The sequence below is a fragment of the Pseudomonas sp. GW821-FHT12A04 genome (assembly GCF_058807755.1).
Map to the genome: position 1 here is coordinate 431,500 of NZ_JBXAQZ010000003.1, position 10,851 is coordinate 442,350.

Sequence of the window (10,851 nt, forward strand, 5' to 3'; positions counted from 1 at the left end):
ATTATGGGCGAAAGCCGCCCGTAGACAAAATCCTTTCAGCTTCAAGGGTGTGCCCGGGTTTCGGGCTATGCTCGCAAGATGATGCTATTTCCGGATTTGCTCCACCTGCCCCATCAGTTACGCCATCCCGAAGTGCGTGACCTGGCGTGGGTCATCCTCGCGCCGCCCATGCTGGACAATACCCCGTGGTCGCAGCGTCACCCGCTGGCCGGCAGCGACTGGGTGCAGGCACCGGATCGGCTGGAGCATTGGCTGCGACAGCTGGATCGGGACAGTTATGGCCTGCTGCACTGGCTGGCCCAGGCCCGGACCCGGCGCCTGGGTTTGTACTACGAACGCCTCTGGCAATTCGCCGTGCAGCATGCGCCGGGCATTGAACTGATTGCCGCCAACATGCCGATTCGCCGTGAAGGGCACACCCTCGGTGAACTGGACATGCTGCTGCGCGACCGCGACGGCGTGCATCACCTGGAACTGGCGATCAAGCTCTACCTCGGCCCGCAATCCGGCGACGGACACGACACCGCCCAGTGGCTGGGCCCGGGCTGCCACGACCGGCTCGACCGCAAACTGGCGCACCTGAGCCAGCATCAATTGCCGATTTCCGCGCGCCCCGAGAGCCGTGAAGTGCTGGCGGCGCTGGATATCCAGGCCTTCAGCGCACATTTATGGCTGGGGGGTTACTTGCTGTACCCGTGGCCCGGACAAGCCGCCCCGCCATTGGGTGCCCATCCGCAGCATTTGCGGGGTCGCTGGTTGCATCAAAAGGATTGGCCGGCGTTGTTGGCCCAAAGCCCGCCCGGTCGCTGGCAACCCCTGCCCCGTCACGCCTGGCTGGCGCCGGCGCATTATTCGGCCGAGCACACCTGGAACCCCGGACAGATGCAGGCGTGGCTGGATGACCTGGACCCGCTGGCGCCAGCACAACTGCTGGTGCGCCTGACGGAAAATGCCAGCGGCGATTGGGAAGAGGCCGAGCGATTGTTTCTGGTGGCGGATCTTTGGCCGAATGTGCCGGGCAATGCCTGAGTTTTGCGTTGTCTGAGCCGGCCCCATCGCGAGCAAGCTCGCTCCCACATTGGAACTCAGCCGTATACACGCCTTGTATCCACTGAAGATCCCTGTGGGAGCGAGCTTGCTCGCGATAGGGTCAACCCGGTCCAAAGAGACAACCGTATCCCCGATTGTCCAACGCTTCGCAGGACAAAGCGCCGGCCAATGACCATCAGTCTTTCTTGTGCTGCTCGACCCATTGCCCATAAGCATTGATGAAACTTTGCAGGAACGGCTTTACCGACTCGGACAACTTGCCCGATTCGTCGAACGCCGAACCGGCGTTCCCCAGATAGGCCTCCGGTTGCTGCATCATCGGCACATTGAGAAACACCATGGATTGACGCAGGTTGTGATTGGCACCAAACCCGCCGACGGCCCCCGGCGACGCACTGATAACGGCTCCCGGCTTACCGCTCCAGGCGCTTTTGCCATATGGACGCGAGCCCACGTCAATCGCGTTTTTCAACGGTGCCGGCACCGACCGGTTGTATTCCGGGGTCACGAACAACACCGCGTCGGATGAGCTCACCTGTTGTCGGAAAGTGCTGTAGGCTGCCGGCGGTGAAGCGCCATCGATATCTTCGTTATAGAGCGGCAGATCGCCAATTTCGACGATGTTGAGCTTGAGATTGGCCGGTGCCAGTTCTATCAGGGCCCGTGCGACCTTGCGGTTGATCGATTCCTTTCTCAAGCTGCCGACCACGACGGCGATCGTATAGACGTTGCTCATAAGATTTCTCGACTGTCCGATAGGAAGAGCTTGTAGTTATAGATGACGATTCAAACAGCGGGCGACCGAAAACCCCGTCCCTGACTATTTTTTTCCCGTAGGAAAACTTACCTCGCCCAAGCACGGTCTACAGTGCCGCAAATTGAGTGATTTATCTCCAGAGGTTCTAAGCAGATGGCAGCAGTACTCGTCGGTCAGTTCCATGCAAGAGACGCGCAAGGCCGCATTTATTCGGTGCACGAGTTTCAGGACTCCACCCCGGCGGCAGAAGGTTCAGGGCCTGTCACCACCTACAAACTGGCCATTGGCGACCGCGTCAACAAGGTCGACGACAATGAATTCATGCTGGTGCAAACCGGCGTGACCATTACCCGCGAACCGCAAATCGCCAGCGCTTCATAACCCGTCGTTATGAGCAGAAGTCATATGCACGGACTTGGGGTAGGATTCAGCCACTGACTCCTCCACCTGCTGAACATGGACTTCACGCATGCGCTTACGCCATATCGAAGTGATCCAGGCACTCTTGCAGACCGGTCACCTGGGCACCGCCGCCGAATGGCTGCAGTTGCCGGTGGCCGAAGTCGAGCGCTTGCTGCGCGACGCCGAGGATCAGTTGGGTTTCATGCTGTTCGCCAGCGTACGCGGACGATTGCAGGCCACCCGCGAAGCGCGGGAACTGCAGGTGGAAATTGCCCGGGTCTACGATGCGCTCGAACCGGTGCAGCGCCTGGCCAACAGCCTCAGGCAATACCTGGCGCCGCCGCTGCGCATCATCTGCACCCCTCCCCTGGCCAACCAATTGTTGCCACACAGCATCGCGGCCCTGCGCCGACGCCTGCCCGATGCGCCTTGCACGCTACTGAGCCAGCCCACCCGCGACATCGTCAGAAGCCTGCTGCTGCGTGAAAGCGATCTGGGCCTGAGCCTGCATGACCCCGATCACGCCGACCTCGACTGCCATGTGATCGCCCAGGGCAAACTCCAGTTGCTCGCCCCCCATGGCTGGCTGCAACCGAAACAGAAATACATTTCACTGCAGGATCTGGCCGGCCAATCGATGATCGGCCTGGAGGGGCAGGACCCGTTGAGCCCGGCGCTGGAAAACAAACTGCACGGTTTGCGCCCTGCCCCGGTGATTCAGACCCGGGTCCAGACGCATCAGATGATGCGCAGCATGGTCGAGGCCGGCGAAGGCCTGGCCATCGTCGACCCCTTCACCGCCCTCGGCGCAAAAGCCTCGGGGCTGGACACCTGCCCCCTGGCGCCAGCGGTCCCGATCAGCCTCTACGCCCTGACCCTGAAAAACGCCGAACCCTCACCGGCGGTTCAGACACTGTTAACCATCGTCACGGAACAAGCCGCGGCGATGCTGACGAACTGAACGGATTTTCCAGCGGGTTTTCGAACAATCGATACCAGAACAGCGCCACTTCGGCGGTGTTCGGATCGATGCCGCGATAGCGCAGGTGGTCGATCCCACCAATCACGTAACCGCAGCGTTCATAGAGCCTGCAGGCCCCCAGGTTGTTGTTCTGGGTTTCGAGCATGATGCCTGGCAGCTTTTTCTTGCGGCTCCAGAACTGCGCCACATCCAGCAGGGCCTTGGCCACGCCATGCCGCCGGGCCGGTGCGTGCACCGCCAGCTCGTCGATATGGGCAAAGCCGTTCCAGTTGGTGCTGACCACCAGGTGCCCCACGGGCTGGTCATCCAGATAAGCCATGAAAATCGCGCTGTCGGCGGAATCGCGAAAGCTGCTGAATTCCTCGGGATCGATGCCGTAGCACTTGCGATAAGGCGTGATCGGGGTGACAGGCCACTGTGCCACCGGCGCTCCTATTTGTGCCGCACCGTAGGCCGCGACTTCAAAACTGAAATCACTGCCCCAGATATAGGCGGCAAAACCCTCGTCGGCAACCCGTACCGACAACCCTGGATAATTCGGATTTATAACCGGCTGCATACTGGGAAATGTCCTCATTCCTTGATGCAATCGACGGTGTAGCACCGTCCACTGCCCTGATCTTCATGTTGCAATCCGTGCACATCAGCAACGAATCCCGGAAAACTGCTATCGAACGTGCGGGCAAACGCCAGGTAATCGATGATCGAGCGGGTCGACTCGGTAAAGCGCTCACCCGGCATGATCAGCGGAATGCCGGGTGGGTACGGCACCAGCATCACCGCAGCGATCCGCCCGTCCAGCGCATCGATCGACACGGCTTCGACTTCACCCCGCACCAATTGATCATAGGCGTCCGCCGGCTTCATCGCGACTTCCGGCAGAACGGTGTACATGCGCTTGAGGTGCCTGGCGGTGGCATTGCTGCGATAACAGGCATGCAACTGATCGCACAGATCACGCAGCCCCATGCCCTGATAGCGTGCGACATTCTCTTGCGCCACACAGGGCAGGCAACTGGCCAGACCGACGTTGGCGTCGTAGCTGCGCTTGAACTCCAGCAGTTCGGTGAGCAACGTGCTCCACTTGCCCTTGGTAATGCCCATGGAGAACAACACCAGGAACGAGTACAGCCCGGTCTTCTCGACCACCAGGCCCCGCTCCCACAGGAACTTGCTGACCACCGCCGCCGGAATCCCGCGCTCGCTGAGGGCGCCACCGGCGGTCAATCCCGGCGTCACCAGCGTGACCTTGATCGGGTCGAGCAGCACATAGTCGTCGGTCACGCCGCCAAAGCCGTGCCAGTCGGCATCGGGTTGCAGCAACCAGTCCTCGGTGACGACCCGCTCGATGCCTTCCGCCGACGGCGGTTGCCAGATCGAGAACCACCAGTCATCGGCGGCAATGTGCTGGCGCAAATTGGCCAGCGCACGGCGAAAACTCAGGGCTTCGTCGAACATTTCCTGCAGCAGCGAACGCCCGGCCGGCCCTTCCATCATCGCCGAAGCCACATCCAGCGAGGCGATGATGCCGTACTGCGGCGAGGTCGAGATGTGCATCATGAATGCTTCGTTGAAGCGATCCCGATCCAGTTGCCGCGCACCGCCATCGCGCACGTGAATCATCGATGCCTGACTGAAGGCCGCCAGCAACTTGTGGGTCGAATGGGTGGTGAACACCAACGGGCTGTCTTCATCACGGGAGGTGCCCATGCCGTAGCGCCCGGCAAAGAACTCATGAAACGCTGCATAGGCGTACCAGGCCTCGTCGAAGTGCAACACCTCAACGCTATTGCCCAGTTGCTGCCTGATCAGCTCAGCGTTGTAGCAAAGGCCGTCATAGGTTGAATTGGTCACCACGGCAAGCTTGACCTTCGGTGAACGCCCCTTGGTCAGCGGACTGGCGTCGATCTTGGCCTGGATCGATTCGCGACTGAACTCACTCAGGGGAATCGGGCCGATGATCCCCAGTTCATTACGCTCAGGACACAAGTACAGTGGGATGGCGCCGGTCATGATGATCGAATGCAACACCGACTTGTGGCAATTGCGGTCCACCAGCACCAGGTCATCGCGGGCGACCACCGAGTGCCAGACAATCTTGTTGGCCGTGGACGTGCCATTGATCACGAAAAAGGTGTGATCAGCGCCGAAATTGCGTGCTGCACGGGCCTCGGCTTCAGCCAGGGGGCCGGTATGATCGAGCAAGGAGCCGAGCTCCGGTACCGACACCGAAAGATCCGAGCGCAGGGTGTTTTCCCCGAAAAACTGGTGAAACGCCTGCCCCACCGGACTTTTGTGATACGCCACGCCACCGCCGTGGCCGGGGGTGTGCCAGGAGTAGTTGGAATCCGCCGTGTGCTGCACCAACGCCTTGAAAAACGGCGGCAGCAGGCCATCGAGGTACTTGCGCGCGGCGCGGGCCACCTGCCGGGCGAGAAAGGGCACGGTGTCCTCAAACAGATAAAGAATGCCGCGCAACTGATTGAGCTCGGCCATGGCGTCGGCGGGCGCGTTTTCCAGGGTCACTTTTTCGCCCAGGGCGAAAATCGGCAGATCCGGCGCACGCACTCGCGCCAGACCGATCAGTTCGGCCATGTTTTGCAACAAATGCGAATGGGTGCTGGCGTCCTCAGACGCAATCAACATGCAGGACAGGCCATGGTAAGTCGACGCCACCAGTCGCCCTTCGGTGTAGTCCACCGCCGAAACGACGCTGAACCCTTCCTGCTCCAGCTCCCGGGCAATCCCCCGCACGCGGTCACCGGCAACGCTGTCGGCCTTGATGTCGCGATGAACGATCAGGACCGGGAATTTCAAGTCTTTGTACATGAGGCTCAGCGTCCTGAGGCGGCAGACCAGAGCCTGCCAATCACCTCAGGTTAGAGTGTTGCAGCGGATGTGGCGAGCGGGATGCACCAACTTGTGGCGACGAGGGAGTTTCCCTGTGGCGAGTATCTGCCAAATAGGGTGTTATGCCTGCGCTTCAGCCTCGGCCAACTGCACCCACAACGCCGGGGCACCAGCGGATTTGCCGATGATTTCCAGGCGCGCCGCGTGGCGGGCCAGGTCGTCTTCACTGGCGCGGATGATGCGCGTCGGCTGACGGTCCGCCGGCAAACGGCGAATCTCGGTGGCCGAATTGTCCGCCCCTTCACCCGAGCCATTGCCATCGGAGGCGTTGCCGGCCAGGGACAGACTTGTCTGCCCCCCGGTCATGGTCAGGTAGACGTCGGCAAGAATCTCGGAGTCGAGCAAGGCGCCGTGCAGTTCACGACCGGAGTTGTCGACGCCATAGCGTTTGCACAGGGCGTCGAGGCTGTTGCGCTGCCCCGGGTGACGTTCCCGGGCCATCATCAGGGTGTCGAGGATCGAGCAGTGCTGCGTGATGTCCGCGCGGTCCTGTTGGCCCATCAGGGCGAATTCGTTGTTGATGAAGCCAACGTCGAACGCCGCGTTATGGATGATCAGCTGCGCGCCCTTGATGAACTCGAAGAACTCTTCGGCCACCTCGGCAAAACGCGGCTTGCCCACGAGGAATTCGTTGGTGATGCCGTGGACGCCGATCGCGCCCTCGTCACTTTCGCGATCGGGTTGCAGGTACACATGGAAGTGCCGGCCCGTCAGGCGTCGGCCGATCAACTCGACACAACCGATTTCGATAATCCGGTGGCCGTCGGTCACCGGCATGCCGGTGGTTTCGGTGTCGAGTACAACGGATCTGGTGGCCATCAGTGCTCAGCTCTCAATCGGTCAATCGTGCAAAAGCGGCGATGTTAACACGCTCGCCGGGGTCTTTCAGGTACACCGAGTCGCCGCCTTCGCGAGTAAGCCCGCTCCCACATTGAATCGGCGTCAGCTCACAACTTTGTGGACGACACGAATCCAGTGTGGGAGCGGGCTTGCTCGCGAAGGCCACGGCGCGGTGCATCGGCAGTACCCGAATCAGCCCTGCTTGTACCCACGCACTTCATCCACACCACGGTTGGCCAACTGGTCGGCCCGTTCGTTGCCGTGATGGCCAATGTGTCCGCGCACCCATTTCCAGGTGACCTTGTGACGGTTGACCTGCTCGTCGAGCAACTTCCACAGGTCAGCGTTTTTCACCGGTTCCTTCGCTGCGGTTTTCCAGCCGCGCTTCTTCCAGTTGTCCATCCACTCGTTGATGCCTTTCATCACGTACTGCGAGTCGGTCACCAACAACACCTCGCAGGGACGCTTGAGCTCCTCCAGGCCACGGATCGCGCCCATCAGCTCCATGCGGTTGTTGGTGGTATTGGCTTCGCCGCCCCAGAGTTCCTTCTCGACGCCCTTGCACACCAGCAGTGCGCCCCAGCCGCCAGGACCAGGGTTGCCTTTGCAGGCGCCGTCGGTGAACAGTTCTACGCTATCGCTCATGCCAATCTATCCAGAAAATGCGCTGGCCCGCCGATCGCTGATCGACGACGCCCGAAGCCGGGACATGCCCGGCCACAAATGAAAAGTGTGTATTACGGTTCGATGTTGCGCCGGTTGACCTTGGCCATCGGCAACGGGATCAGCTTGCCCATCGGTTCGCGCCGCTCCTGACGGACCGGTCGCAAGCCCACCACGATCTTGCGCGCCACCAATAAATAGAAGCCGCCGCCCGACAGTTGCCAGTCACCGGCCTTGCGCTCCCAACCGGCCAGGCGGGTCTGCCACGCCGGTGACGCAAGCGGCGGACGATAGCACCCGAAGCGGCGTTTCTCCAGCGCGAAACCCAGCAGGTTCAGCCAGTCGGCGACCCGTGACGGCGAAATGCAGCGCGCCTTGCGCAGCGCATCCTGGGCAAACACATGCCGCAGGCCCCAACTGCTCCAGGGGTTGATGCCAATGATCAGCAAATGCCCGCCGGGACGTACGCTGCTTGCCGCCTCGCGAAGCAGACCGTGGGGCGACAGGCAGAAATCCAGGCCATGCTGCAGCACCACCACATCGGCGGCATGCTCGCTCAGCGGCCAGGCCTGCTCCTCACAAACGATCTCGACCCCCGGCAATGGCGCACCAAGGCGTACATTGCGCTGTACCTGAGGGGCAGACGGCGGAGTCTGGGCCGAGGGACCGTAATGCACCAGATAGCCACCAAAGAACCGCCCGAGCTCGTCTTCGAGCATGCGCCGCTCTTCGTCCAGCAGAAATTGCCCGAGGGGACCGGCAAGCCACTCGCGGGCGGCGCTGATCAACGCCAGCCAGTCAGGATCGGCTTGTGCGAACGCTTTATCAGTCATTGCATTCTCCAACGCGCCAGGAAGTTCTAAGATGCGCCAATGTTTTCCGCTTGGCGAATCCGACGATGATACAGATCACTGCCCTGCCCGCCTTCACCGACAACTACATCTGGTTGTTACAAGACCACGGCAGCAAGCGCTGCGCGGTCGTCGACCCGGGTGATGCCGGCCCCGTACAAGCCTGGCTTGCGGCCAATCCGGGCTGGGTACTGAGTGATATTTTGATCACTCATCACCATCATGACCACGTCGGCGGCGTCGAACAGCTGAAAAAAGCGACGGACGCGAAAGTCTATGGTCCGGCCAGCGAAACGATCCCGGCGCGGGACGTTGCGCTAAAGGACAACGACAAGGTCTGCGTGCTCGGCTGGGACTTCGACGTCCTCGCGGTCCCTGGCCACACCCTGGGGCACATCGCCTATTACCATCACGGCTTGCTGTTCTGCGGCGACACACTGTTTGCCGCCGGCTGCGGACGCTTGTTCGAAGGCACGCCACAGCAAATGTACAGTTCGCTGACACGCCTGGCCGGGTTGCCGGAAGACACGCTGGTGTACTGCACCCACGAATACACCCTCGGCAACCTGAAGTTTGCCGCGGCCGTCGAACCGAACAACCCGCACACTGCCGAGCGCCTGGCCAAAGTCACCCGCCAACGGGAATCCGGAATCATGACGCTGCCGTCGACACTGGCGCTGGAAAAGCTCACAAACCCGTTTTTGCGCTCCGGTGAAACATCCGTTAAAGAAAAAGCGGACGAACGGACCGGCACCGATAACTCGGCGCCCGATATGGTTTTTGCGGCGCTTCGAGCGTGGAAAGACAGGTTCTAAAGGGGCCTATCAAGATTGCAACAATTCTGAAAGGTTGACCGCGCAGGGTGCGCTTCCTAGAATCGCCCGACATTTTTGCCCGGAACTTACTTCCAGCCAATGTCGTCACCTATTCGCAAAGCCATCAGTTCAGACGCATTGACCCGCTTGGCTCAAGCCATTGCGGTGGCTGTGTCCGCCACCCTGGCGGGCTGTTCCAGCCATGCGCCGCAGACCGATGCGGCGCACACGCAGAACATCGCCGCGCGCGCCAAGCAGAAGCCGATCTGGCTCAGCGAAAAACCCAGCCCGCAAATCCCCCAGGACGTCTGGGAGCGCATGCGCCAGGGCTTCCAGCTGCAAGACGGGCTGGGCGTCAACCCGCGCATCGAGCAACAGCGCCTCTGGTTCGCCAGCAATCCATCTTTCCTCGAAAACGCCGGCGAACGTGGCAGCCTCTACATTCACTACATCGTCGAACGCCTTGAAGAACGCAACATGCCGCTGGAACTGGCCCTGCTGCCAGTGATCGAAAGCGCCTACAACCCGATGGCCTATTCCCGGGCCAACGCGGTGGGTCTTTGGCAGTTCATCCCGTCCACCGGGCGTTACTTCAACCTGCGTCAAACCCGTTTCTATGATGGCCGTCGCGACATCACCGCGTCGACCACCGCCGCCCTGGATTACCTGACCCGCCTGCACGACATGTTCAACGGCGACTGGATGCTGGCCCTGGCGGCCTACAACGCCGGCGAAGGCACCGTCAGCCGGGCCATTGAGCGCAACGAACGCCTCGGCCTGCCGACCGACTACTGGAACCTGCCGCTGCCCTCTGAAACCCAGGCCTATGTGCCAAAGTTGCTGGCACTGTCACAGGTGGTGATGGCGCCGGAAGCCTACGGCGTGAACCTCAATCCGATCGCCAACGAGCCCTACTTCCAGGTCGTCGAAATCAACCAGCGCATGGACCTGTCCAAGGTTGCTGAAGTTGCCAACATCGACGAAGACGAACTGTTCCAGCTCAACCCGGCCTTCAAGCAGCGCACCACCCTGGATGGCCCGCAACATCTGCTGGTGCCGACCTCCAAGGCGCAATTGCTGACCAGCAGCCTGCAGACCATGCGTCCTGAAGAACTGATCAGCAAGAAATCGCTCAAGCCGGTCTTCGAAGGTGCCGACGACAGCCAGGTCGCCAGCGTCAAGCGTTCCTATCGGGTCAAGCGGGGTGACAACCTCGGTTCCATCGCCAAGGCCAACAACGTTGACGTGAAGGACCTGCAACGCTGGAACAAACTGAGCGGCAAGAACCTCAAGCCCGGCCAGACCCTGGTCATGCAGGACAACAGCAAACGCAACTCCGGGCGCGTCAACACCGTGATTGCGGCCAATACCAAAAAGCAGCAGGCCAAGTACAAGGTCCAGCAAGGCGACTCGCTGTACATCGTGGCCAAGCGCTTCAACGTAGAGATGCAGCACCTCAAGCGCTGGAATCCGCGTGTCGGCCAGGCGCTCAAGCCTGGTCAGATGTTGACGGTGGCCAATCCGCACTAACTGTAGGAGCAAGCCTGCTCGCGAAAAACCCAAGGGCACCGAGTTGATTCA

Annotated in this window: 11 protein-coding genes; 5 read left to right on the plus strand and 6 right to left on the minus strand. The window is 61.0% G+C overall.

Translation table 11 applies throughout. The annotated features are described in order from the left end of the window. Nucleotides 1-78 precede the first annotated feature (78 nt). On the plus strand, nt 79-1,029 hold the full coding sequence (locus AC1RS8_RS07270; RefSeq protein WP_489340515.1) for a DUF1853 family protein: 951 nt from the start codon (nt 79-81) through the stop codon (nt 1,027-1,029). A gap of 196 nt (nt 1,030-1,225) precedes the next feature. Here the strand turns inward: AC1RS8_RS07270 and AC1RS8_RS07275 are convergent, their stop codons facing one another. Continuing rightward, nucleotides 1,226-1,786 carry an NADPH-dependent FMN reductase gene (locus AC1RS8_RS07275; RefSeq protein WP_057715027.1) on the minus strand — a complete coding sequence of 187 codons (561 nt, stop codon included), beginning with the start codon at nt 1,784-1,786 and terminating at the stop codon, nt 1,226-1,228. Nucleotides 1,787-1,960: 174 nt separating this feature from the next. Here AC1RS8_RS07275 and AC1RS8_RS07280 point away from each other — a divergent pair, with 174 nt between their 5' ends. Together AC1RS8_RS07280 and AC1RS8_RS07285 are read left to right on the plus strand one after the other, a co-directional pair. Further along, entirely contained in the window at nt 1,961-2,188 is a 228-nt protein-coding gene (locus AC1RS8_RS07280; protein ID WP_057715028.1) for a hypothetical protein, read from the plus strand. An 88-nt stretch (nt 2,189-2,276) separates the two neighbouring features. After that, entirely contained in the window at nt 2,277-3,170 is an 894-nt protein-coding gene (locus tag AC1RS8_RS07285) for a LysR family transcriptional regulator (RefSeq protein WP_057715029.1), read from the plus strand. On the opposite strand, the gene AC1RS8_RS07290 is transcribed toward AC1RS8_RS07285, so the two are convergent. The 5 genes from AC1RS8_RS07290 to AC1RS8_RS07310 form a co-directional block, all read right to left on the minus strand. Beyond that, nucleotides 3,136-3,750 (minus strand): GNAT family N-acetyltransferase, encoded by a 615-nt coding sequence (locus AC1RS8_RS07290; protein WP_057715030.1) that lies wholly within the window; start codon nt 3,748-3,750, stop codon nt 3,136-3,138. The genes AC1RS8_RS07285 and AC1RS8_RS07290 overlap by 35 nt on opposite strands. A gap of 14 nt (nt 3,751-3,764) precedes the next feature. Beyond that, nucleotides 3,765-6,020: an Orn/Lys/Arg family decarboxylase gene (locus AC1RS8_RS07295; RefSeq protein WP_489340514.1), complete on the minus strand. Its 2,256-nt coding sequence runs from the start codon at nt 6,018-6,020 to the stop codon at nt 3,765-3,767. 141 nt (nt 6,021-6,161) lie between these two features. Next, complete coding sequence (gene dnaQ / locus AC1RS8_RS07300) at nt 6,162-6,920, minus strand: DNA polymerase III subunit epsilon (RefSeq protein WP_046037200.1); 759 nt, start codon at nt 6,918-6,920, stop codon at nt 6,162-6,164. Between the two features lie 213 nt (nt 6,921-7,133). Then, nucleotides 7,134-7,586, minus strand: a complete 453-nt coding sequence (rnhA, locus tag AC1RS8_RS07305; protein ID WP_007979123.1) for a ribonuclease HI — start codon at nt 7,584-7,586, stop codon at nt 7,134-7,136. A 92-nt stretch (nt 7,587-7,678) separates the two neighbouring features. After that, on the minus strand, nt 7,679-8,437 hold the full coding sequence (locus AC1RS8_RS07310) for a class I SAM-dependent methyltransferase (RefSeq protein ID WP_007988453.1): 759 nt from the start codon (nt 8,435-8,437) through the stop codon (nt 7,679-7,681). Nucleotides 8,438-8,502: 65 nt separating this feature from the next. Between AC1RS8_RS07310 and gloB the strand changes: the two genes are divergently transcribed. Beyond that, nucleotides 8,503-9,270 (plus strand): hydroxyacylglutathione hydrolase, encoded by a 768-nt coding sequence (gloB, locus tag AC1RS8_RS07315; RefSeq protein WP_057715032.1) that lies wholly within the window; start codon nt 8,503-8,505, stop codon nt 9,268-9,270. A 99-nt stretch (nt 9,271-9,369) separates the two neighbouring features. Next, nucleotides 9,370-10,800 (plus strand): transglycosylase SLT domain-containing protein, encoded by a 1,431-nt coding sequence (locus AC1RS8_RS07320; RefSeq protein WP_057715033.1) that lies wholly within the window; start codon nt 9,370-9,372, stop codon nt 10,798-10,800. The last annotated feature ends 51 nt before the right edge of the window (nt 10,801-10,851 follow it).